Source organism: Stutzerimonas stutzeri (assembly GCF_000219605.1).
Taxonomy (GTDB): Bacteria; Pseudomonadota; Gammaproteobacteria; order Pseudomonadales; family Pseudomonadaceae; genus Stutzerimonas; species Stutzerimonas stutzeri.
Genome location: NC_015740.1, coordinates 3,313,967 through 3,337,058, shown reverse-complemented (window position 1 = coordinate 3,337,058; position 23,092 = coordinate 3,313,967). Strand labels below are relative to the sequence as shown.

At 65.8% G+C, this 23,092-nt stretch carries 19 protein-coding genes; 7 read left to right on the top strand and 12 right to left on the bottom strand.

Annotation, left to right across the window (positions count from 1 at the left end):
- Window positions 1–182: 182 nt before the first annotated feature.
- Together PSTAB_RS15510 and PSTAB_RS15505 are read right to left on the bottom strand one after the other, a co-directional pair.
- Window positions 183–1,538, bottom strand: coding sequence for an 8-oxoguanine deaminase (locus tag PSTAB_RS15510; RefSeq protein WP_013983677.1), 1,356 nt, complete (start codon window positions 1,536–1,538; stop codon window positions 183–185).
- A 208-nt stretch (window positions 1,539–1,746) separates the two neighbouring features.
- The gene (locus PSTAB_RS15505) at window positions 1,747–2,427 is read right to left on the bottom strand and encodes an SDR family oxidoreductase (RefSeq protein ID WP_013983676.1); all 681 of its coding nucleotides are present in this window, start codon (window positions 2,425–2,427) and stop codon (window positions 1,747–1,749) included.
- A 200-nt stretch (window positions 2,428–2,627) separates the two neighbouring features.
- Here PSTAB_RS15505 and PSTAB_RS15500 point away from each other — a divergent pair, with 200 nt between their 5' ends.
- A complete protein-coding gene (locus tag PSTAB_RS15500; protein ID WP_013983675.1) occupies window positions 2,628–5,345 on the top strand; it encodes a cation-transporting P-type ATPase in 2,718 nt (905 codons plus the stop codon).
- A 16-nt stretch (window positions 5,346–5,361) separates the two neighbouring features.
- Here PSTAB_RS15500 and mltF read toward each other — a convergent pair whose 3' ends face one another.
- The gene (mltF, locus tag PSTAB_RS15495; protein ID WP_013983674.1) at window positions 5,362–6,822 is read right to left on the bottom strand and encodes a membrane-bound lytic murein transglycosylase MltF; all 1,461 of its coding nucleotides are present in this window, start codon (window positions 6,820–6,822) and stop codon (window positions 5,362–5,364) included.
- Window positions 6,823–6,968: 146 nt separating this feature from the next.
- Here mltF and PSTAB_RS15490 point away from each other — a divergent pair, with 146 nt between their 5' ends.
- Both PSTAB_RS15490 and PSTAB_RS15485 read left to right on the top strand, forming a co-directional pair.
- Complete coding sequence (locus PSTAB_RS15490) at window positions 6,969–7,244, top strand: GIY-YIG nuclease family protein (RefSeq protein WP_014597419.1); 276 nt, start codon at window positions 6,969–6,971, stop codon at window positions 7,242–7,244.
- Window positions 7,245–7,361: 117 nt separating this feature from the next.
- Window positions 7,362–8,300, top strand: coding sequence for a glutathione S-transferase family protein (locus tag PSTAB_RS15485; protein WP_013983673.1), 939 nt, complete (start codon window positions 7,362–7,364; stop codon window positions 8,298–8,300).
- Window positions 8,301–8,303: 3 nt separating this feature from the next.
- Here the strand turns inward: PSTAB_RS15485 and PSTAB_RS15480 are convergent, their stop codons facing one another.
- From PSTAB_RS15480 to yejK, 3 genes are read right to left on the bottom strand one after another with little or no spacing between them, the layout of a single operon-like run.
- Window positions 8,304–9,143, bottom strand: coding sequence for a DUF4344 domain-containing metallopeptidase (locus PSTAB_RS15480; protein ID WP_013983672.1), 840 nt, complete (start codon window positions 9,141–9,143; stop codon window positions 8,304–8,306).
- Complete coding sequence (locus tag PSTAB_RS15475; protein WP_013983671.1) at window positions 9,140–9,958, bottom strand: polyphosphate kinase 2 family protein; 819 nt, start codon at window positions 9,956–9,958, stop codon at window positions 9,140–9,142. The genes PSTAB_RS15480 and PSTAB_RS15475 overlap by 4 nt, the downstream gene beginning before the upstream one ends.
- 7 nt (window positions 9,959–9,965) lie before the next feature.
- Window positions 9,966–10,973, bottom strand: coding sequence for a nucleoid-associated protein YejK (gene yejK, locus PSTAB_RS15470; protein WP_020307039.1), 1,008 nt, complete (start codon window positions 10,971–10,973; stop codon window positions 9,966–9,968).
- Between the two features lie 159 nt (window positions 10,974–11,132).
- Here yejK and PSTAB_RS15465 point away from each other — a divergent pair, with 159 nt between their 5' ends.
- From PSTAB_RS15465 to PSTAB_RS15455, 4 genes are all read left to right on the top strand, one after another.
- The gene (locus tag PSTAB_RS15465) at window positions 11,133–12,026 is read left to right on the top strand and encodes a prenyltransferase (protein WP_013983669.1); all 894 of its coding nucleotides are present in this window, start codon (window positions 11,133–11,135) and stop codon (window positions 12,024–12,026) included.
- A gap of 101 nt (window positions 12,027–12,127) precedes the next feature.
- A complete protein-coding gene (locus tag PSTAB_RS15460; RefSeq protein WP_013983668.1) occupies window positions 12,128–13,339 on the top strand; it encodes an MFS transporter in 1,212 nt (403 codons plus the stop codon).
- Window positions 13,339–13,461, top strand: coding sequence for a hypothetical protein (locus PSTAB_RS22055; protein ID WP_013983667.1), 123 nt, complete (start codon window positions 13,339–13,341; stop codon window positions 13,459–13,461). The genes PSTAB_RS15460 and PSTAB_RS22055 overlap by 1 nt, the downstream gene beginning before the upstream one ends.
- A 313-nt stretch (window positions 13,462–13,774) precedes the next feature.
- Window positions 13,775–13,966, top strand: coding sequence for a hypothetical protein (locus PSTAB_RS15455; protein WP_011914160.1), 192 nt, complete (start codon window positions 13,775–13,777; stop codon window positions 13,964–13,966).
- A 30-nt stretch (window positions 13,967–13,996) separates the two neighbouring features.
- Here PSTAB_RS15455 and rlmF read toward each other — a convergent pair whose 3' ends face one another.
- The 6 genes from rlmF to PSTAB_RS15425 all read right to left on the bottom strand — a co-directional run bounded on the left by rlmF (window position 13,997) and on the right by PSTAB_RS15425 (window position 23,074).
- Window positions 13,997–14,980: a 23S rRNA (adenine(1618)-N(6))-methyltransferase RlmF gene (rlmF, locus tag PSTAB_RS15450; protein WP_041771808.1), complete on the bottom strand. Its 984-nt coding sequence runs from the start codon at window positions 14,978–14,980 to the stop codon at window positions 13,997–13,999.
- Between the two features lie 57 nt (window positions 14,981–15,037).
- A complete protein-coding gene (locus PSTAB_RS15445) occupies window positions 15,038–16,207 on the bottom strand; it encodes a YbfB/YjiJ family MFS transporter (protein ID WP_013983665.1) in 1,170 nt (389 codons plus the stop codon).
- A 97-nt stretch (window positions 16,208–16,304) separates the two neighbouring features.
- The gene (locus tag PSTAB_RS15440; protein WP_013983664.1) at window positions 16,305–18,131 is read right to left on the bottom strand and encodes an SLC13 family permease; all 1,827 of its coding nucleotides are present in this window, start codon (window positions 18,129–18,131) and stop codon (window positions 16,305–16,307) included.
- A 5-nt stretch (window positions 18,132–18,136) separates the two neighbouring features.
- The gene (locus PSTAB_RS15435; RefSeq protein WP_011914156.1) at window positions 18,137–18,433 is read right to left on the bottom strand and encodes a winged helix-turn-helix domain-containing protein; all 297 of its coding nucleotides are present in this window, start codon (window positions 18,431–18,433) and stop codon (window positions 18,137–18,139) included.
- A 57-nt stretch (window positions 18,434–18,490) separates the two neighbouring features.
- Window positions 18,491–19,873 (bottom strand): sodium:proton antiporter NhaD, encoded by a 1,383-nt coding sequence (gene nhaD / locus PSTAB_RS15430; protein ID WP_013983663.1) that lies wholly within the window; start codon window positions 19,871–19,873, stop codon window positions 18,491–18,493.
- Between the two features lie 366 nt (window positions 19,874–20,239).
- Complete coding sequence (locus tag PSTAB_RS15425) at window positions 20,240–23,074, bottom strand: valine--tRNA ligase (RefSeq protein WP_013983662.1); 2,835 nt, start codon at window positions 23,072–23,074, stop codon at window positions 20,240–20,242.
- Window positions 23,075–23,092 lie beyond the last annotated feature (18 nt).

Below are 23,092 nucleotides of genomic sequence, written 5' to 3'. Positions count from 1 at the left end.
TCTAGCTACAGAGCCTGTGTTGGCTGATAGCTGGTTAGCAAAAAGCTGACCAACTGGACAGATACCTTCGTTGTGCCGGATTGCGGCCGATTCGACTCGACGCAGAGGCCCGATCGAGACTTGCGCTGGTGCGCCAGTAATCCACGGCGCCCAGCTTTGGTGCAAGCCTCGATCGTGGTTGTTTAGCCGTTTACCAGCTGCCGGGCCGCCTGCTGGTGATCGGCGATCAGCCCCTGCACGTCGAGGCCTTCGACCTGACCGTCGACGACGCGCCATTTGCCGCCGACCATCACCCGGTCGGCACGGTCGGCGGCACACAGCAGGAGTGCGGCGACGGGATCGTGGCTGCCGGAGAAGCGCAGTTCGTCCAGCTTGAACAGGGCCAGATCGGCCTGCTTGCCGACCGCCAGTTCGCCGATGTCGCTGCGCCCGAGCAGGCGCGCGGAGCCGCGGGTCGCCCAGCCGAGCACCTTCTCTGGCGTGATCTTTTCGGCGCCGTAGCGCAGGCGCCCGATGAACAGCGCCTGACGCGCTTCGAGCATCATGTTGGAGGCGTCGTTGGAGGCTGAACCGTCCACGCCCAGGCCGATGATGGCGCCTTTGTCCTCCAGCTCAAGCGTGTGGCAGATGCCGGAGGCCAGACGCATGTTGGAGCTCGGGCAATGGCAGATGCCCACACCGGCTGCACCCAGGCGGTGGATTTCCACCTGGTTGAAATGGATGCCGTGGGCCAGCCAGGTCCGCGGGCCGAGCCAGCCGACGCTCTGCAGGTAATCCACGGTGCGCATGCCGAAGCGTTTCGCGCAGAACTCTTGCTCGTCCAGCGTTTCGGCCAGGTGGGTGTGCAGACGCACATCGCGTGCTTCGGCCAGCTCCGCGCAGGTCCGCATGATGTCGGTGGTGACCGAGAACGGCGAGCAGGGCGCCAGGGCGATCTGGATCTGCGCGCCGTCGCCGCGCTCGTGGTAGCGATCGATCAGCCGCTCGCTGTCGGCAAGAATCGTCTCGGCGTCCTGCACCACGCTCTTGCAGGGCAGGCCGCCGTTCTCCTTGGACAGGTTCATCGAACCGCGGGTGAGCATGGCGCGCATGCCCAGCTCGCGGACGGCCTCAACCTGGATGTCGATGGCGTCCTCGAGCCCGCCCGGAAACAGGTAGTGGTGATCCGCAGCCGTGGTGCAGCCAGACAGCAGCAATTCGGCCAGCGCCACCTTGCTCGCCAGCTGCAGCGCCTGCGGCGTCAGTCGTGCCCAGACCGGGTAGAGGGTCAGCAGCCAGTTGAACAGCGGCTCGTTGACCACCGGCCCCCAGGCTCGGGTCAGGGTCTGGTAGAAATGGTGATGGGTGTTGACCAGCCCCGGCAGCACGACGTGCTCGCGGGCGTCGAAGGTCTCGTTCACCGGCAGCGCGGGCGAGGCCCCGGCGGCGAGCATTTCGACGATGACGCCGTTCTCGACCACCAGCCCGCCAGGGGCCTGGGTGTCGTTGGCGGTGAACAGGGCAAGCGGATTCTTGATCCAGATACGGTCAGCAGGCATGGCCGGCTTTCTCCTGAAGGGTTGAGTTCAGAGTAGCCAGCTCAGTTATGCCCTGTCTGCTGATCCAGGGGCGGAGGGGGTTGCTTGTGCCGCGGACGGAAAGATAAGGGATGCCACAGGGGCTGCCAAGGGCCGGTTAGCGGAGCGGTCCCGACCGCGACCGGGACACCGGGGTGAGTCCGTTCACGGTCGATCACGGTCTTGCCTCCTACCAGGGCAGCGCGTCCCCCAGATAGTCGATGTACCGATGCCCGCCCTGGCCGATGGCCCGCGTCACCTGCTCGGCCATGCCGCGAGCGCTGGTCTCGACATCCAGCGGGGCCTGATCGCCACCCATGTCGGTCTTGACCCAGCCCGGATGCATCGACAGCACGGTCAGCTTCGTCTCGCCGAGCTTGGCAACGAAGGTGCGGGTCATGTGGTTCAGCGCGGCCTTGCTCGCACCGTAGAGGTCCATGCCCATGCCAGGGCCGACTTCGACGCTGCCGAGAATGGAGCTCATGAAGACGACCACGCCCTGATCCAGGTTCACCAGTGGCAACAGTCGTTCGGCCAGGCGCACCGGAGCGACGACGTTGGTGAAGAACAGCTGGCCGACTTCCGCCTGGCTGGCTTCGGTGGCCGGTTTGTCCTGCGGCCCGGCGATGCCGGCGTTGACGAACAGGACGTCGATCGGGGTGCCGGCCAGGCGTGCGGCCAGTTGATCGACGCTGGCCGCGTCGTCCATGTCCAGGGTCTCGATGCGCAGCTGCGGCAACCCGTTTAGCGCTTCGGCACGCTGTGGATCGCGGACGGTGGCGATCACCTGCCAGCCTGCGCTGGAGAACTGCTTCGCCAGGCCGAGGCCCAGGCCGCGGGAGGCGCCGACAATCAGTATGTTCTTTGGCATGGAGCAATCTCGAAGGTCATGACGTGGGCAAGAATAGCGCGAGGACCGGCTTCGCGCGCAGCGGGCCGGCATGCGGCAATCGACCACTGCCCGAGTGTTGCAAGCCGTTTCGTTGCGATGGTCAGAACCGCTCTGTTTCGGCTCTCATGGGCTAGTTTTGCAGTGCGCCCGGCAACGAATCATCCGCCCTGGAGGACCCAATGCCCGAACAGCAGATCCAATCGACCCGCTGGCACGCCCGTCAGGCCGAGGAGGCCTTGCTGGAGCTGGACTCCACCGCCGCCGGCCTGACGCACGAGCAGGCCGCGCAGCGTCTGCTCCGCTACGGTCCGAACCGGCTCGACGAAGCCAAGCCGGCCAGCGTCTGGCAACGCGTGCTGCGGCATCTGAACAACGTGCTGCTCTACGTGCTGATCGCCGCGGCGCTGGTCACCGGATTGATGGGGCACTGGGTCGACACCTTCGTGATCATTGCGGTGGTGGTGCTCAACGTTGCCATCGGTTTCGTTCAGGAAGGCAAGGCGGAAAAGGCGCTGCAGGCGATCCGCCATCTGCTGGCGCCGCACGCAGTGGTGCTGCGCGACGGCCGGCAGCAGGACATCGATGCTGCCGATCTGGTGCCCGGTGATGTGGTACTGCTGGCGTCCGGCGACAGCCTGCCGGCCGATGTGCGACTGCTGCAGGCGCGCAACCTGCGCATCGACGAGGCGGCGTTGACCGGTGAATCGGTGCCGGTGGACAAGCAGGTCGATGCCGTGGCCGATGACGCGGCCATCGGCGACCGGATCTGCATGGGCTATGCGGGCACCCTGGTCACCCAGGGCCAGGCGCGGGCCGTGGTGGTTGCCACCGGCGCCGCCACCGAGATCGGCCGTATCGGCCGCATGCTCGAAGCGGTGGAGCAGGGCACCACGCCGCTGCTGCGAAAGATGCAGGACTTCGGCCGCATCCTGACCCTCTTCATTCTCGCCACCGGCGGATTGCTGTTCCTGTTCGGCACGCTGGTGCGTGGCATGGGGGCCGGTGAGATGTTCATGGCCGCGGTAGGCCTGTCGGTCGCGGCGATCCCGGAAGGACTGCCCGCGATCATGACCATCACCCTGGCCATCGGCGTGCAGCGCATGGCCGCACGCAACGCGGTGATCCGTCGGCTGCCGGCGGTGGAGGCGCTGGGTTCGGTTACGGTGATCTGCTCGGACAAGACCGGCACCCTGACGCGCAACGAGATGACCGTGCAGGAGGTGATCTGTGCCGGCCAGTCGCTGGACGTCGAGGGGGCCGGGTACGCGCCGACCGGCAGCCTGCTGCTGCAGGGTTCGGCGGTCGATGCGGCAGCATTGGCTGCCCACTCGCCGGCGGCGGCCGCGCTGGTCGAAGCCGCCGCGCTGTGCAATGACGCCAGCCTGCACGAAAAGGAACAGCACTGGGTGCTGGCTGGCGATCCCACCGAGGGCGCGCTGCTGACTCTGGCGATGAAGGCCGGGCTTTCGCCGACGGTAGTGCAGGTCGACCGGCCGCGGCTGGACGTGATTCCGTTCGAATCCGAGCATCGGTTCATGGCGACGCTGCATGCCTGCGAGGCGGGCAGCGAGGTATTGGTCAAGGGCGCGCCGGAACGCATTCTGGCCATGTGCTCGCAGCAGCTGGAGGCCGACGGCGTCGAGCGCGCGCTGGATGAGGCGCACTGGCACAACCAGATCGAGGCGCAGGCGCGCGCCGGGCGTCGGGTACTGGCCTTCGCCCGGTGTCGGCTGGGCGTGGGCAAGCAGGACCTCGAGCATGCCGATGTCGCCAGCGGGCTGACCCTGCTCGGCCTGGTGGGCATCATCGATCCACCCCGTGACGAGGCGATCCGGGCGGTGGCGCAGTGCCGCGCGGCCGGCATTCGTGTGGTGATGATCACCGGTGACCACGGTGTGACCGCCAGCGCCATCGCCCGGCAGCTGGGCATGGGCGAGGACATCAAGGCGATCACCGGCCCGGAGCTGGAGCTGATGGACGACACTGCCATGCGCCAGGCAGTCGCCGAGGCACGGGTGTTCGCCCGTGCCAGCCCGGAACACAAGCTGCGTCTGGTACGTGCGCTGCAGGCCAATGGCGAGGTCGTCGCCATGACCGGCGATGGCGTCAACGATGCGCCGGCGCTGAAGCAGGCCGACGTCGGCGTGGCCATGGGCATGAAGGGGACCGAGGCGGCCAAGCAGGCTGGCGCCATCGTGCTGGCGGACGACAATTTCGCCTCTATCGCGCATGCCGTGGAAGAAGGGCGTACCGTCTACGACAACCTGCGCAAGACCGTGACCTTCCTGCTGCCGATCAACGGCGGCGAGTCGCTGTCGCTGCTGTTGGCGGTGCTGCTCGGCCTGGCGCTGCCGATCACGCCGGTTCAGGTGCTCTGGGTCAACATGGTCAGCTCCGTGGCGCTGGCCATGGTGCTGGCCTTCGAACCGACCGAGGCGGACGTGATGCAGCGCCCGCCGCGGCGACCGGACGAACCGATGCTGTCGCGCTTCGTGATCTGGCGGATCTTCTTCGTCTCGGCGCTGTTCCTGGTCGGGATCTTCGGCATGTACCAGTGGATGCTGGCGCAGGGCGCGACGGTCGAGGCCGCGCGCACCGTTGCGGTGAACACGCTGGTATGCATGGAGGTGTTCTACCTGTTCAGCGTGCGCTACCTGAAGGCGCCGTCCTTCACGGTGCAGGGCGTGAAAGGCACGCCGCGGGTGCTGGTGGCGGTGTTCAGCGTGTTCGGCCTGCAGCTGTTGTTCACCTACGCGCCGTTCATGCAGTCGCTGTTCGCCTCCGAGGCCTTGCCGCTGGACACCGGCATGCTGGTGGTACTGGCCGGCGTGGCGGTGCTGCTGATCCTGGAGATCGAGAAGGCGCTGCTGCGACGCATGGGCGTCGGCCCGTCCTGAGGTGGCGCCGTAGGGGTCAGAGCGGCGGCAGCTCTTCCATGAGGTCGGTGGAGTTGATGCCCGGGATGTGCAGCTCGCTCTTGGCCAGCTGCTGACCCTCCATCTGCGGCTGGGTCACCCAGGTGAGGATGTCGTAGTAGCGGCGGATGTTGGCCACGAAGTGCACCGGCTCACCGCCGCGGGCATAGCCGTAGCGGGTCTTGCTGTACCACTGCTTCTGCGACAGGCGCGGCAGCATCTGCTTCACGTCCAGCCACTTGTTGGGGTCCAGCCCTTCGGCCTCGGCCAGCTTGCGTGCATCTTCCAGATGGCCACCGCCGACGTTGTAGGCGGCCAGGGCGAACCAGGTGCGGTCCGGCTCCTCGATACTCTCGGGCAGGCTGCCATGCACCTGCACCAGGTACTTGCCGCCACCCTGGATGCTCTGTACCGGATCGAGGCGATTGGTCACGCCCATGGCATTGGCGGTGCGCAGGGTCAGCATCATCAGTCCGCGCACGCCGGTCTTGGAGGTGGCTTCCGGCTGCCAGTGGGATTCCTGGTAGCCGATCGCAGCCAGCAGGCGCCAGTCGATGCCATGTTCCTTGGCGGTTTCACGGAAGGCCTTTTCATAACGTGGCAGACGCTGCTGCAGGTGCTTGGCGAAGGCATAGGCGCCGACGTAGCCGAGCACGTCGACATGGCCGTAGTAGCGCTCGCGCAGGCGCTGCAACGTACCGTTCTGCTGGGCCTGCTCGAGGAAGGCATCGGCCGCCTTGAGCAGGCTGTCATCCTCGCCTTTGGCGACCACCCAGGCCAGGCTGTTCTGTTCGCCGATGTCGAAGCCGGCGCGGATGTTGCTGAAATACACCTGGTTCATGGACATCTCGTTGGACTCCACCAGGGTCAGGTCGATCTGGCCTTCATCGACCATGCGCAGCAGGTCGACGACTTCCACCGCATCGGATTCGTCGTAGCGCAGCTCGGGGTATTCCACCTGCAGCGAGGCCAGCTTCTCCGCCTGGCTGCTGCCCTTGAGCACCAGGATGCGCTTGCCGATCAGATCCTTCGGGCTGGTCGGTCGGCGCTGGCCGCTGTGGTAGACGACCTGGGTGGTGACGTCGAGGTAGGAACGGGTGAAGCGCGCCAGTTCCTGGCGGCCTTCGCTGGCAACCAGTCCCGCAGCGGCCAGTGCCGGGCCGCCGGGACGGTTGAGACGGCTGAAGATGTCGTCGATGTTGTCGGCGGTTTCGATCTGCAGTTCGACGCCCAGGGTGCTGGCGAAACGCTTGACCAGCTCGTACTCGAAGCCGGCTTCGCCATTGCGATCCTGGAAATAGGTGGAAGGGCTGTTGCGGGTAATCACGCGCAGTACGCCTTCCTCCTTAATGCGCTCGAGCTCGCTGGGCTTTTCGGCGCAGCTGCCGAGCATCAGGAAGATTCCGATCGCCAACAGCCAGATGGCGCAGCGCTTGCGGAACAGGGTATGGGCAAACATCGGCGCAGTATACGCAAAGGCGAACCGCCACCATATCTGGACAGCGTTCGGCCTCTCTGCTAGGCGGGCCTGGGTGGACGACCGCAGCGCGGCAGTTGGGCATAATGCCGGCCCTGCCGTTGTCGTCGCCGAGATCGTTGCCAAACATGACCGAGGTCCTGCCCAAACCCTGGTTCGTCTACCTGGTGCGTGCCGCCAATGGCGCGCTGTACTGCGGGATCAGCGACGATGCCCAGCGACGTTTCGCCGAGCACCAGCGCGGGCGCGGGGCGCGTTTCTTCCATTCCAGCCCGGCGCAGGCGCTGGTCTACGTCGAGGCCTGTGCCAGCAAGGGCGACGCGCTGCGCCGGGAAATCGCCATCAAGCGATTGGACAAGCGTGCCAAGGAACGCCTGGTAAGCCAGGCCGGGCCCGTGGCGTGAATGACGCCCTAATCAGCCGGTAGGCTCGCCCGAGCGGAGCGTCTAAGCTGATGCATCTTTCCACGACGATGCTCCGCTTAACGGGGCATCTCGACACTTCCTCTGGCGGAGCCTGTCATGCACGAGCTGATCCTGCACCACTATCCCACCTCGCCCTTCGCCGAGAAGGCGCGCCTGATGCTCGGATTCAAGCAGTTGTCCTGGCGTTCGATGATGATCCCGCCGGTCATGCCCAAGCCGGATCTCACCGCGCTGACCGGGGGCTACCGGCGTACGCCGGTGTTGCAGGTCGGCGCCGATATCTACTGCGACACGGCGCTGATCGCTCGTCGGCTGGAAGCGGAGAAGGCCACTCCGGCGCTGTTCCCCGAAGGTCAGGAATTCACCGCGGCGACGCTCGCTCAATGGGCCGACTCGGTACTGTTTCTGAATGCCGTGAGCCTGGTCTTCCAGCCCGAATCCATGGCGCTGCGTTTCGCCCAGGTGCCCAAGGAGTTCGTCCAGGTGTTCAGCAAGGACCGCGCGCAGCTGTTCGCCAACGGCTCGGTGAGCCGGGTGCCGCTGGAGCAGGCCAAGAGCGACTGGCCGGTGTTCATGTCGCGCCTGCAGCAGCAACTGGCGCGCGAGGAGGGCGAGTTCCTGTTGGGCGCTGCGCCTTCGCTGGCGGATTTCGCCGTCGCGCACTGCCTCTGGTTCCTGCGCGCGACGCCGGTCACCGCCCCGCTGGTGGACGACTATCCGGAGATCCGTGCATGGCTCGGCAAGGTGCTGGGCGTCGGCCATGGCTCGAGCAGCGAGATGTCTGGCGAGGATGCCGTGCGCGTGGCCCGCGAGGCCGAACCGGCTGCGCTGCCCGAGGAGGCGTTCGCCGATCCCAACGGTTTTCAGGAAGGCCAGCCGGTGACGATCGCCGCGGTGGATTATGGGGCCGATCCGGTCGAGGGCGAGCTGGTGTTCGCCGGAGCGGAAGAGCTGATCCTGCGCCGCAGCGACGATCGCGCCGGCGTCGTGCATGTGCACTTCCCGCGCAGCGGCTATCGCATCGAGGCGCGCTGAGGTCTACTGCGCCGCCGGGGCCGCCTGGTGCACGCTGGGCAGCTCCGCGGCCAGATCGCGGAAATAGGCGATGCGCTCGTAGCACAGCGTGAGTTCGCCGCTGATGCGGTTGAACCAGGCGTCCGGGGCGCCGCAGGTGGACATGCGCAGGGTCAGGTCCCGCGGCAGGGCGAAGGCTTCGCTGGCTTTGGCCGCCACCGCTTCCAGCTCACCGCTGGCTCGGATCTTCTCCAGTAGCTCGGTACCGCCTGCAAGGTGCGCGGGAGGGGTGTCGTAGACCACCTTGATGCGGTGTTTCAGCGGTTGCGCGGCGCTGCGCCCGAAGTGCTCGCGAAACCACTGCACGGCATGGGCGACCTGCTCGTATTCGTCGGGGCAGTACAGCGCGCGTTCCACCGGCAGGCCGCTGACTTCCAGCACCCAGTCGAGCCGATCCGGGTCGCTGCCGTAGGCCAGGCAGGCGATGTTGTAGAAGCGCTGGGCGTCCAGCGCATGGCTGTCCCAGACCGGTACCGGGGAGCCGTCGCGTTCCGCGTTCTGCCATTCCATACGCCAGTAATCGGCGACGTCCATCAGCTTGGCGTAGAAATCGTCGCGGTGCTGTTCCTGCTGCAACAGGAAAAGGCCCATGAAACCGAGCTGGTCGGCGGCGTCCTCCTCGCGGCCAAGCACAGGCAGCTGCAGTTCGCTGATCAGCAGGTGCCCCATCTCATGCATCAGGGTGAACTCGGCGTTGGCCACGGTGAAGCGCACCGCTTCCACCGACAGCTCGGGCGCGGTGCTGCCGTCCTGCGCCGGGGCCAGCATCGGCAGCAGCCATAGCAACCAGGCGAACCGTTTCATGGTGTGCCGTCCAGGTCTGCATGGCTGAACGGCGCCGGGCGGCTCGGCCAGCTCAGCGCCAGGCGTTCGAACTCACGGGCCAGCAGGCTGGCGACGATAAGGTCGCGCAGCCAGCGATGATCGGCAGGAATCACGTACCAGGGCGCCGCGTCGCGGTGGGTGCGCCCCAGCACCTCGGCCCATTGCGCCTGGTGATCGGCGAAGTGGCGATGGTCGCGCAGATCGCCCAGGGTCAGTTTCCAGCGCTTTTCCGGATGATCCAGACGGCGATGCAGCCGCCGCTTCTGCTCGCCGAGCGAGAGCTGCAGGTAGCACTTGAGGGGGTGAATCCGTTGCGCGTGCATCCGCTGTTCGAACTCGGCGATCGCTCCGTAGCGTTGCGGCAGGTCCGCCACCGCGCACAGGCCGTCACGCACATCGCTGACCAGCGCCTCGTAGTAGCTGCGGTTGAACACGCCCAGCGTGCCAGGGGCCGGCAGGCGCTCGCGGTAACGCTGGAGAAACCCCTCGCGGCGCTCGTCCGGAGTCGGTGCCTGGAAACCGATGGCCGACATCCCGAGCGGGTCGAGGCCGGCGAGCACGCGGCGCACCACGCCGTTCTTGCCTGCGCAGTCGGGGCCCTGCAGGACGAGCAGCAGGGCGTCCTGACGATTGGCCATGAGCATGCTCTGCTGCTCGCGCAGCCACTCCTTCAGCCCGGCCAGCTGTGTCTGTGCCTGCGGCTTGCCCAGCCCGTAGTCCCGCGCCGGATCATGCCCCAGCGGGGCGCTGGGGTCGCACAGGCAGTCATCGAGCAGGCTGTCCGGCAGGCGCATGGTGGGTTCAGTCCTTGCGGCGCTTGAGCTGATCCTTGAGCTGGGTGGGCAGCTGGCGAATGATCAGCATGTCGCGGTCCTCGTCGTATTCGATCTTCGAGCCCAGCAGGTGCGATTCGAAGCTGATCGACAACCCTTCGGCGCGGCCGGTGAAGCGGCGGAACTGGTTGAGGGTGCGCTTGTCCGGCGGGATCTCCGGCGACAGACCGTAATCCTTGTTACGGATGTGCTCGTAGAAGGCCCGCGGGCGGTCCTCGTCGATCACCCCGGACAGTTCCTCGAGGGTGATCGGCTCGCCGAGCTTGGCCTGGGTGCTGGCGTAGTCCACCAATGCCGAGGTCTTTTCGCGGGCCTGCTCCTCCGGCAGGTCCTCGCTCTCCACGTAGTCGCTGAACGCCTTGAGCAGGGTGCGCGTCTCGCCGGGGGCATCGACGCCCTCCTGGCAGCCGATGAAATCGCGGAAGTACTCGGAGACCTTCTTGCCGTTCTTGCCCTTGATGAAGGAGATGTACTGCTTCGACTGCTTGTTGTTCTGCCACTCGGAGATATTGATGCGGGCTGCCAGATGCAGCTGGCCCAGGTCCAGATGCTTGGCTGGCGCCACATCCAGCGACTCGGTCACCGTCACGCCTTCGCTGTGATGCAGCAGGGCGATGGCCAGGTAGTCGGTCATGCCCTGCTGGTAGTGGGCGAACAGCACGTGACCACCGGTGGACAGATTGGACTCTTCCATCAGCTTCTGCAGGTGTTCCACGGCCTGGCGGCTGAAGGCGGTGAAGTCCTGACTGCCTTCCATGTATTGCGCCAGCCAGCCGCTGAACGGATAGGCGCCGGATTCGCCGTGAAAGAAGCCCCAGGCCTTGCCCTGCTTGGCGTTGTAGCTTTCGTTGAGGTCCGCCAGCAGGTTCTCCATGGCCTGCGATTCGCCCAGCTCCGAATCGCGGGCGTGGAGAACGGCAGGTGTGCCGTCCGGTTTTTTCTCGATCAGGTGGACGATGCAGTGACGGATGGGCATGGCGAACTCGCGGGCTGAATGCAACAGGAGCGGCAGTTTACCCGAGAGCACGGGCATGAGCGCTTGTCGGTTCTGCTCAGGGTAGCGGACACGGATCAATGTCGGGGACCGCATGCAGCGCTAGCCTGCTGACTGCATCGGCTTTGCGAGGTACGGCATGTGAACAATGAATTCCTGGCCTGGTTGGGCGTCGCGCGTGGGCGTTTCCTCCTCCTGACGCTGAGCTGCGTGGCGCTCGGCATCGCCCTGGCGGCAAGTGCGCCCGGCGGGGAACTGGTGATCGGCGAAGCCGTGCTGGTGCTGCTCGGCGCCCTGGCCGCGCATGTGGCGGTCAATGCCCTCAACGAGTGGGGCGACTACCGCAGCGGGCTGGATCTGCAAACCCGTCGCACCGCGTTCAGCGGCGGCAGCGGCACGCTCGTGGTCCTGCCGCACCTGCTGCGTCGCACACTGCTGCTCGGGCTCGGCTGTCTGCTGTTCTGCGTGCTGATCGGGCTGTTCTTCCTCTTGCGCAAGCCACAGCTGCTGAGCAGCCTGGCGCCGCTCGGAGTGGTCGGCCTGCTGCTGGTGGTTGGCTACACGCCCTGGCTGACACGGCACCCCTGGCTCTGTCTGTTCGCCCCTGGGCTGGGCTTCGCCCTGATGGTCCTGGGGACGCGCATCGCCCTGGCCGGCCCGCCGAGCGCAGGCGATCTGTGGCTGACCCTGACGCCGCTGCTGTTGTGCAACAACCTGCTGCTGCTCGCCCAGTTTCCGGACGTCGAGGCGGATCGGGCGGTGGGCCGGCGTACCCTGCCGATGCGGCTTGGCTGCGACGGAGCGCTGTGGGTGGTCATCGGCCAATGGCTGCTGGCCTACGGCGCGTTGCTGCTGGCGCTCTATCAGGCCGAGATTTCCGGCGCCGGTCTGGGGCTGCTCTGTCTGCCGCTGGCTTTGCGCGCGACATGGCTGCTGTGGCACCGGCCGCAGCGACTGTTGCCTGCCCTGGGGCTGAACGCGGCCATCAGCGTCGCGACACCGCTGCTGATGGCGCTGGGACTGACGATCCTCTAACGCCAAACCAGGCGGCATGCGGCGGCCCGAGGCAAATCGGGCTTGCCGGAAGGGTAGCCGCCGCGAGTAGACTGGCTGCCCTCTCAACAGGGTACGTTTCTATGACTGCTGCATGGCGCAATGCTGCCTGGATACTCGCCGGTGGTTCGCTGATCCTCGCCATTTCCCTCGGGGTGCGGCATGGCTTCGGCCTGTTCCTGCCGCCGATGAGTGCTGAGTTCGGCTGGGGGCGGGAAGTGTTCGCCTTCGCCATTGCTGTGCAGAACCTGATCTGGGGGCTGGTGCAGCCGGTGACCGGTGCGCTGGCCGATCGCTTCGGCGTCGCACGTGCCGTGCTCATCGGCGGCATTCTCTATGCGGTGGGGCTGGCGCTGATGGCGGTGTCCGATTCCCCAGCGACGCTGACCCTCAGCGCCGGACTGCTGATCGGCCTGGGCCTGTCGGGTACCTCGTTTTCCGTGATTCTCGGCGCTGTCGGCCGCGCGGTGCCGCCAGAGAAGCGCAGCATGGCGATGGGTATCGCCAGTGCGGCCGGCTCCTTCGGCCAGTTCATCATGCTGCCGGGTAGCCTGGGGCTGATCGAATGGCTGGGCTGGTCCTCGGCATTGCTGGCGCTGGCCTTGCTGGTCGCCTTGATCGTGCCGCTCGCCGGCATGATGCGCAGCCCCGCTCAGGCGCCGGCGGCGGCCGGAACGCAGCAGTCGCTGGGTGAGGCGCTGCGCGAAGCGGTCGGTCATTCGGGGTTCCGCCTGCTGGCGCTGGGTTTCTTCGTCTGCGGGTTTCAGGTGGTGTTCATCGGTTTGCACCTGCCGGCCTATCTGGTCGACCAGCACCTGCCGGCGCAGGTCGGCACCACCGTGCTGGCGCTGGTCGGGCTGTTCAACGTGGTAGGCACCTACACCGCCGGCTGGCTCGGCAGCTGCTACTCCAAGCCGAAGCTGCTTGCCGGGCTGTACCTGATCCGCGGGGTGGTGATCAGCATCTTCCTGCTGATGCCGCTGAGCGTGTGGAGCGCCTATGCGTTCGGCATCGTCATGGGGCTGCTCTGGCTGTCCACGGTGCCGCTCACCAACGGCACGGTGGCTACCATGTTCGGCGTGCGCAACCTGTCCATGCTCGGTGGCATCGCCTTCCTGTTCCATCAGCTGGGCTCGTTCTTCGGCGGTTGGCTGGGCGGTTGGCTGTACGACCGTACCGGCAGCTATGACCTGGTCTGGCAGATCGCGATCGCCCTCAGCCTGATCGCCGCGGTGCTCAACTGGCCGATTCGCGAGCAGCCGGTGGATAGGTTGCGCGCGGCACAGGCCAACTGATGCGTCGCCTGTGGCTCGGCGCGGCGGGTGCCCTGCTACTGGGCGCGCTGGCGCTGCTCGCCTGGTGGGGCTGGCAGCGCGGTGGCCTGGCGCTGCTGCAGCTGGGCCTGGGCACCTGCTGAGCCTGGCGGCAGTGCCGCCGGTTTCCTCGTTCGATCCGTTTTCTTCTTCCGCTCCCGCAGTCTGGCACCGCAACGGCCGCCAAACGGTACGGCAAGCAGGGAATCAATTGGCCGTTCACTGCTCAAAGACGAAGCGGCGTAGAAGAAGTTAAGAACAAATCGCCGGTTCTTAGCAGCAAGCTATCGGCATTTGTGCGTGCACGCCCACTAACACGTGACTGTCCGGGTCCCCTGATTTCAGGCACGGCTGTCGCATAACCGTCATCAACAGTTGGTAAATACCTGCCGCACGCAGTCAATGGAGCAATAACCGATGTCCACTCTCACCGAACTCGCCCAGCAAATCGCCAAGCTCTATCCGCTGAAGGACAAGCGCGTCGGCAAGCGATACCGCGTGGTGGGCGAGCTGGCCGGGATGACCGAACTGGAAGAGATCAACGGCGAGCCGCGCTACATCCGTACGCTGGCGCTCAAAGACCGCCAGGTCTGGGACATTGCCGTCTGATGCATCTACGGCGTTGAGCGTCGCCGCGGTTCAGGACCGCGGCCAGCGCTCGGTGCGCCAGGCAGCCTGCTCGGCTGCATCGAGAAAGGTCCAGGTGACGAAGCGACTTTTCTTCTGCCCCTGGGCCATATCCAGCGCCTGAACCTGCAGCGCACCCAGGCGTTGCAAGCGCGCCATCAGCGGTGCCACGTTGCCACCCTTCGATACCAGCGTACTGAACCGGTAGACCTGCTTGGCGAACGCCACGCTCTCGTCCGCCATGCGCGCGACGAATGCCGCCTCGCCACCCTCGCACCAGAGCTCTGCCGCCTGGCCGCCGAAGTTCAGCTTCGGCAGCTTGCGGCTCGGGTCCAGCTTGCCAAGATTGCGCCACTTGCGCTGACTGCCGCTGGCAGCCTCGGCCTGCGAGGCGTGGAATGGCGGATTGCACAGGGTCAACTCGAAGCGCTCGTCCGCCGCCAGGATGCCCTTGAAGAGCTGCGTCGAGGTGTCCTGCCGGCGCAACTCGATGGCCTTGTCTAGCCTGTTGGCCGCGACGATGGTGCGCGCCGAGGCCAGCGCCGTGGCGTCGATGTCGCTGCCAGTGAAGCGCCAGCCATATTCGCGATGGCCGATCAGCGGGTAGATGCAGTTGGCGCCGGTGCCGATATCGAGCACCCGGACCGCGGCCCCGCGCGGGATGACGCCGGCGTTATCGGCGGCCAGCAGGTCGGCCAGGCCGTGCAGGTAATCCGCCCGCCCCGGCACCGGCGGGCAGAGGTAGCCGGCAGGAATGTCCCAGTGCTGAATACCGTAGAACTGCCGCAGCAGTGCGCGGTTGAACACCCTTACCGCATCCGGATTGGCGAAGTCGATGCTCTGCTTGCCGTAGGGATTGAGGATGACGTACTCGCCCAGCTCCGGGCAGGCGGCGATCAGCTTGGGAAAGTCGTAGCGGCCGCTGTGGCGGTTGCGTGGATGCAGCACGGCCTTCGGTTCGGCAGGGCGCGGCTGGGACGAGGTTTTGCGTGGCATCGGGTCGACTGGAGGTTGGCGGCTGGGCGCGCATTGTCCCACAACCGCCTCGGCTGGCTAGTGCCGGCGCGGCACCATCAGCATCCACAGCAGCCCCCAGAGCAGCGCGCCGGCGCCAAGCCAGAAGGCGCTGTGCAGGCTGCCGCCCATGCCCATCCAGATGCTGGTCAGCCAGGGCGCGGCCAGTTGGGTCAGGCCGTACAGCGCGATCAGTGCCGCCGACAGGCGTGGGCCCTGATGCGGCTGCAGCGCGCGGGCCAGGCGCTGGGTCAGCAGCACGGTGCCGAGGAAGGTACCGCCGACCAGCACCGCACACAGCAGGATGCCGACGGCCCCCGGCAACAGCAGAGCGGCCAGCACGCCGAGCAGCTGGGTCAGATAGCTCAGGCGCAGGGCGATGTCGTCGCCCAGGCGCACACCCAGACGGTTCCACAGCCAGGGCGAGGGCAGGGTTGCCAGCGCCACCACCAGCCAGCTGCCGCCGATGAGAAAGTCGCCGGGCTCCACCTGCAGGCGCGCCACCATGGGCAGAAAGGTCATCGGCAGGATGTAGCCCATCCCGGCGCCAGCGTAGGAAAGAAACAGAGGCGTGCTGGCGCGGTCGAGCAGCTTGCCACTCGGCGCCGTCGCGGACGGGGCGGGGGCCTGCTCGGTTGGCAGGTCCAGTCGCGAAAGCTGGCGCCAGCCCCACCAGGCCAGTGGTATCGACAGCAGCGCCGCCGGCCACCAGCGATCGGCGCCCAGCAGGTAACCGTCGCTCAGGCTGACCAGCAGGCTGGACAGGATCAGGCCGACGCAAACGCCGAGGTAGACCAGCCCGCTGGCCGACACGCGTTGCTGTCGTGCCAGCCACTCGAGGATCAGCGAGGGCGCCTGGACGAACACCAGGCCATTGCTGATGCCGTTGGCCAGGCGCAGCGCGGCGAGGGCATCGGCGGATTCGGCCTGGGTCTGCAGCAGGCTGCTGAGCACGTGCAACGCCAGTGCCCAGGGCAGGCTGCGGCGGATCTGCGCGACGCGGTGCCAGCGCACCGCGAGCAGCGCGCCGATCAGGTAACCGAGGTAGTTCCAGCTGGCGATGCTGGCGCCTTCCTGCACGGTCAGCAGGCCGTCTTCCACCAGCCAGGGCAGCAGCGGGGTGTATACGAAGCGGCCAAGGCCGTGGACGACCAGCAAAAGAATGGCACCGGCCAGCAGGACCGGAAACAGCGCGACGCGTTGAGGCATGGAGTTGTTCTTTTTCGAATGAGGTCCTGAGCTTAACGACTGTGCCGCTTGCCCGCCATGGCACATTGAGCGTCACGGCGCCCTGCGTGATGCCGTCTCAGAGCGGAAACACCAGCGGTACCAGCAGCACCGCGACGGTCATCACCAGCACGGTGAAGGGCACGCCGATGCGCACGAAGTCGCCGAAACGGTACTGCCCCGGGCCGAGCACCAGGGTGTTCACCGGCGAGGAGATCGGCGTCATGAAGGCGGCCGAGGCGGCGAGCGCGACGATCATGGCGAACGGGTACGGCGAGGCACCCAGCTGTTCGGCGGTGGCCAGCGCCACCGGCGCCATCAGCACGGCGGTGGCGGTGTTGGAGATGAACAGGCCGATCAGTGCGGTGAGCAGGAACAGGCAGGCGAGCAGCGCGTGCGGTCCGGCATCGCCGAGCAGACCGACCAGCCCCGAGGTGGCGAGGGCGATGCCGCCGGTCTTCTGCAGCGCGAGGGCGAACGGCAGCATGCCGACGATCAGCACCAGGCTCTGCCAGTGGATCGCCTTGTAGGCGCTGTCCATGTCGATGCAGCGGAACAGGCCCATGACCAGACAGCCGATCAGCGCCGCCAGCACGTTGGGCACCAGGCCGCTGACCATCAGTGCGACCATCAGCGCCAGGCCGAGCAGGGCGAATGGCGCCTGGTTGGCCGCGGGCGCCACGTCGTCCACCTCCGCCGGCAGGCTCAGCACCAGGAAGTCGCGGCTCAGACCCTGCAAGCGGTGGATGTGCTTCCAGCTGCCGGCAACCAGCAGGGTGTCGGCCGGCTTTAGCTTCTCGTCCACCAGCAGACCCTGCAGCGCCTCTCGATTGCGCCGCAGCCCGACGACGTTGAGCTTGTGTCGGCTGCGAAAACCCAGCTGCTGGATGGTCTTGCCCGGCAGGCGCGAGTCCGGTGGCAGCGCCACTTCCGCCAGGCCCAGCTCGCGGGCGTGGTCGGCATAGTAGGAGGTGCTCAGCTGCAGCGGCTCGAGACCGAGTTCGCGGTAGGCACCGAGCAGGCCGATGGCCGGGCTGGCCAGGTCCACCAGCAGCACGTCACCGACGAAGAGTTCGGTGTTGCCGGTGGCGATCAGCAGCTGCTTACGAAACCGGTGCGTGCGCTCGATGGCGATCACGTTGATGCCGTACTCGCTGCGCAGCCGCAGGGCGTCCAGTGCCTGATTGGCCAGGATCGAGCCGGGCAGCACGCGCAGGCGTCGCTCGCGCTCGTCGAGCCGGTAATCTCGCGCGAGATCGGCCAGGGTGTGTCGCGGTTCCACGGCCGGGCCGTGCTTGTCGGAGCCGAGCCAGCGCCGCGCCAGCAGCATGTAGCCAATCCCGAGCAGCAGGATCGCCAGGCCGATGGGCGTGAAGTCGAAGAAGGCGAAGCCCTCGAGGCCGGCGCGGCGCAGTTCGCTGTTGACCACCAGGTTCGGCGGCGTCGCCACCAGGGTCAGCATGCCGCTGATGAGGCCGGCAAAGGCCAGCGGCATCAGCAGGCGCCGCGGCGAGACCTTCATGCGGTTGGCGATACCCAGCACCACGGGAATGAAGATGGCCACCACGCCGGTGGAGCTCATCACCGAGCCGAGCCCGGCGACCGCCAGCATCAGCAGCACCAGCAGGCGCGTTTCGCTGCTGCCCGCGGCGCGCATCAGCCAGTCGCCCAGGCGGTAGGCGATGCCGGTGCGTACCAGGCCGTCGCCGATGACGAACAGTGCGGCGATCAGCACCACGCTCGGATCGCTGAAGCCGGCCAGTGCCTCCTGCACGCTGAGCACGCCGGTCAGGGGCAGGGCGACCATGGCCAGCAGCGCGACCACGTCCATGCGCGGCCTGTTCAGCACGAACAGGCCGACGCAGCCGGCCAGCAGGGCGAGGACCAGAAGCAGATCGCCGTTCATGGCAATCAGGGGTAATCGAGGATGGCTTTGATCTGCGGCAGCTGGCGTTCGATCCAGCCCCTGTCGATGGCGCCCCAGTCGCGGATCAGGTAGCGCCCGGCGTTATGCCGTTCGCCGTCGTCCTGGACGAAGACGCAGTCGATATCCAGGTCGGCCAGGGCGGCCAGGGTGTCCTGGGCGGTGCGGCGCGGCATACCGGTGGCTTCCATCAACGCCGGGACGCTGCAGGCGGTGCCGCTGTCGATCAGCCAGGCGACGTAGAGTCGGCGGTAGAAGCTGGTTTTGGTCTTGCTGACGGTCATGGAAGGTCCCTGGCCAGGTCGTCTGTGGGGACTGCGACCTGGCCGGGCTCGCTACGTTCAGCGCAGCGCGAGCATGCCGATGTAGGTCGCGGCGCCCGCAGTGTAACCGAGGAAGGCCAGCAGGCTGACGCGCTTGATGTACCAGGTGAAGCTGATCTTCTCCATGCCCATCGCGGCGACACCTGCGGCCGAGCCGATGATCAGCGTGCTGCCGCCGGTACCGGCGCAGTAGGCCAGCATTTCCCAGAAGTTGCCGTCGACGACGAACTGGGACATCCAGCCGGCTTCTGCCGGGGCGGCTCCAGCCAATGTGGCCGGGCTGACCAGCGGGTACATTTTCATCGAGCCAGCCACCAGCGGTACGTTGTCCACAATCGCCGAGAGCAAGCCGATGGCGTAGTTGATGGCGTAGACATGGCCGAAGGTTTCACGCAACGCGGTGGCGACCTGGGTCAGATGGCCAGCGGTGGCCAGAGCAGAAACCGCCAGCAGGATGCCGAGGAAGAACAGTACGCTGGGTGTGTCGACCTTGCGCAGGACGCCGACCACCGAAAGCGGGTGCTTGTCCTCGTCATTCTTGTTGCGATGGATGAACTCGGTCGTTACCCAGAGAACACCAAGGCCGAAGAGGATGCCCATGTATGGGGGCAGGTGGGTCACCGTCTTGAACACCGGGACGAACAACAGGGCACCCAGACCGAGGCCCAGTACCAGATTGCGTTCGAAGGTGCTGGTGGCCGGTGGGTGCTTCTCCGCCAAGTGAGCCCGGGCACGCGGACGCGGAGCCTCACCGCGCAGGGTGAAGCTGAGGATGGTCAGCGGCACCAGCAGGCAGACCAGACTCGGCAGGAACAAACTGGTGATAACGCCGGATGCGGTGATCTGACCGCCGATCCAGAGCATGGTAGTGGTCACGTCTCCGATCGGCGACCAGGCGCCACCGGCGTTGGCTGCGATAACCACAATACCGACATAGAGCCAGCGTTCCGGACGACCACGGATCAGCTTGCGCAGCAGCGAAACCATGACGATGGTGGTGGTCAGGTTGTCCAGCGCTGCGGAGAGGAAGAAGGTCAGGAAGCCGATGATCCACAGCAAATGCGCGCGTTTGCGCGTCTGGATGCGATCGGTGACGGCCTTGAAGCCTTCGTGGGAGTCGATCAACTCAACGATGGTCATCGCGCCGAGGAGAAAGAAAAGAATCTCGGAAATTTCGCCCAGGTGGTGGCGTAACTCGGTCACCACCACCGTCGACGAGTCTATCGGATCATGACTGCCCGGTTGCAGAAGTGGCAATATGCTATCTGCGCCCAGAATCAGCACGGTCCAGGACAACACCGCAGTCAGAATCGCTGCGGCGGCCTTGTCGATTTTCAGGGGATGTTCAAAGGCTATACATAGATAGCCCAAGACGAACACGACAGCCATGAGTGCATACATCGGAGGGACTCCATCTTGAGGAACCTTGCCGGGGCATACGGGTGTGTCGACGCAGCCTCAGCGGCTGGCAGGGGAACGATTCGCTAGCGAGGTGAAACAATTCGGGGCGGTGGACTGCCCTGGGAGACGGTTGCGCGTTCGGCGGAATACATGGGCATTGCGCTTCGCAGCAGGGGGCTCATTTCACATCGTCGGGCTGTTCGTCTTGGCTATAACGGCCTGCCAGTTTGTAAAGGGTGTTTCATGTGCGGCATAGTGTATCAGCGTTCGCGGTAATAACTTGTCATCAATCAAGATGACCTTCTTAAGCAAAAAGGCCAGCACCTTTCGGGCTGGCCTTCTCATTTAACGCTTTCGAGCGGTTGATCAGAGCGTTGCGATACGGTCGCGCTGCTCCTGCAGCCGGGCCTTGGCCTGTTCGGCCTCGGCCAGTTTGGCGCGCTCCTTGTCGATCACCTCGGCCGGCGCCTTGTCGACGAAGCCGGCGTTGGACAGCTTGCCGCCGACGCGCTTGACCTCGCCGTCCAGGCGCGCGATTTCCTTGTCCAGGCGTGCCAGTTCGGCGTCCTTGTCGATCAGGCCGGCCATCGGCACCAGCACCTGCATGTCGCCCACCAGGGCGATCGCCGAGAGCGGCGCTTCTTCGCCGCCGCCGAGCAGGCGTACGCTTTCCAGCTTGGCCAGTTTCTTCAGCAACGGCTCGTTGTCGGCCAGACGGCGCTGGTCCTCGGCCGAGGCGTTGCCCAGCACGACGTCGATGCGCTTGGCCATGGAGATGTTCATCTCGCCGCGGATCTGGCGAATGCCGAGCATGAAGGCCTTGACCCACTCGATATCGCCTTCGGCGGCTTCATCGATGCGCTCCGGGTTGAATTCCGGCCAGGGCTGCAGCATCAGCGTCGGCCCGGACTTGCCGGCCAGCGGCGCGACGCGCTGCCAGATTTCCTCGGTGATGAACGGCATGAACGGGTGGGCCAGGCGCAGTGCGGTTTCCAGCACGCGTACCAGGGTGCGCCGGGTGCCGCGCTGGCGTTCAGCGCTGGCGGTCTCGTCCCACAGCAGCGGTTTGACCAGCTCCAGATACCAGGCGCAGTACTCGTCCCAGATGAACTCGTAGAGCGCCTGGGCGGCCAGGTCGAAACGGAAGGCCTCGAGCTGGCGGGTCACTTCGGCTTCGGTGCGCTGCAGCGCGGAGATGATCCAGCGATCTACCGAGGAAAGCTCGACCGGCTCACCATTGACGCCGGTGTCCTTACCCTCGGTGTTTTCGAAGACGAAATTGGCGGCGTTCCAGATCTTGTTGCAGAAGTTGCGGTAACCCTCGACACGACCCATGTCGAACTTGATATCCCGGCCGGTCGACGCGAGGGAACAGAAGGTGAAGCGCAGGGCGTCGGTGCCGTAGCTGGCGATACCTTCGGGGAATTCGGCGCGGGTCTGCTTGGCGATCTTCTCGGCCAGCTTGGGTTGCATCATCCCGCTGGTGCGCTTGGTCAGCAGTTCATCGAGGGTGATGCCATCGACGATGTCCAGCGGATCGAGGACGTTGCCCTTGGACTTGGACATTTTCTGCCCTTGGCCATCGCGGACCAGACCGTGCACGTAAACGGTCTTGAAGGGGATCTGCCCGGTCAGGTGGGTGGACAGCATGATCATCCGGGCGACCCAGAAGAAGATGATGTCGAAGCCGGTGACCAGCACGTCGGTGGGGTGGAAGGTCTTGAGGAACTCGGTCTGCTGCGGCCAGCCGAGGGTGGAGAAGGTCCACAGGCCGGAGCTGAACCAGGTGTCCAGCACATCCTCATCCTGACGCAGCTCGACGTTGTTGCAGAGGTTGTACTTGCTGCGTACCTCCACTTCGTCGCGGCCGACATAGACGTTGCCGGCTTCGTCGTACCAGGCCGGGATGCGATGGCCCCACCAGAGCTGGCGGCTGATGCACCAGTCCTGGATGTCGCGCATCCAGCTGAAATACATGTTCTCGTACTGCTTGGGCACGAACTGGATCTCGCCGCTTTCCACGGCTGCGATGGCCTTCTCGGCCAGCGGCTTGGTGGAAACGTACCACTGGTCGGTCAGCCAGGGCTCGATGATGGTGCCCGAGCGATCACCGCGCGGGACCTTCAGCGCGTGGTCGTCGATCTTTTCCAGCAGGCTCATGGCCTCGAACTCGGCGACGATGGCCTTGCGCGCATCGAAACGGTCCATGTGGGCATAGCCGTCCGGCAGGCTGCCGTCGATCTTGTCGTTCACCGTGCCGTCGATGTTGAACACCTGGGCGCGGGCCAGCACGCAGGCGTTCTGGTCGAAGATATTGATCAGCGGCAGGTGGTGGCGCTTGCCGACTTCGTAGTCGTTGAAGTCATGAGCGGGGGTGATTTTCACGCAGCCGGTACCGAACTCGAGATCGACGTAGTCATCGGCCACGATGGGGATCAGGCGGTTGACCAGCGGCAGCATGACATGGCGGCCGATCAGGTTCTTGTAGCGCTCGTCCTCGGGATGCACTGCCACGGCGGCGTCGCCGAGCATGGTTTCCGGGCGGGTGGTGGCGACCACCAGGTAATCCAGGCCATCGGCGGTCTTGCAACCATCGGCCAGCGGATAACGCAGGTGCCAGAGGTGACCCTTCTCGTCGTGGTTTTCCACTTCCAGATCGGAAATGGCGGTGTGCAGCTTGGTATCCCAGTTGACCAGACGCTTGCCGCGATAGATCAGGCCGTCTTCATGCAGGCGTACGAAGGCTTCCTTGACCGCCTCGGAAAGGCCGTCGTCCATGGTGAAGCGCTCCCGCGACCAGTCCACCGAGCTGCCCAGGCGACGGATCTGCCGGGTGATGTTGCCGCCGGATTCTTCCTTCCATTGCCAGACCTTCTCGAGAAACTTCTCGCGCCCCAGGTCATGACGGCTGGTGCCCTGCGCGGCCAGCTGCCGCTCGACCACCATCTGCGTGGCGATACCGGCATGGTCGGTGCCTGGCTGCCACAGGGTGTTGCGGCCTTGCATGCGGCGCCAGCGGATCAGCGCATCCATGATTGCGTTGTTGAAGCCATGGCCCATGTGCAGGCTGCCGGTGACGTTCGGCGGCGGAATCATGATGGTGTAGGGCTCGCCGGAGCCTTGTGGGGCGAAGTAATTGTTCGATTCCCAGGTCTGGTACCAGGAAGTCTCGATGGCGTGCGGCTGGTAGGTCTTGTCCATGCGGCGGGACCCTTAAAA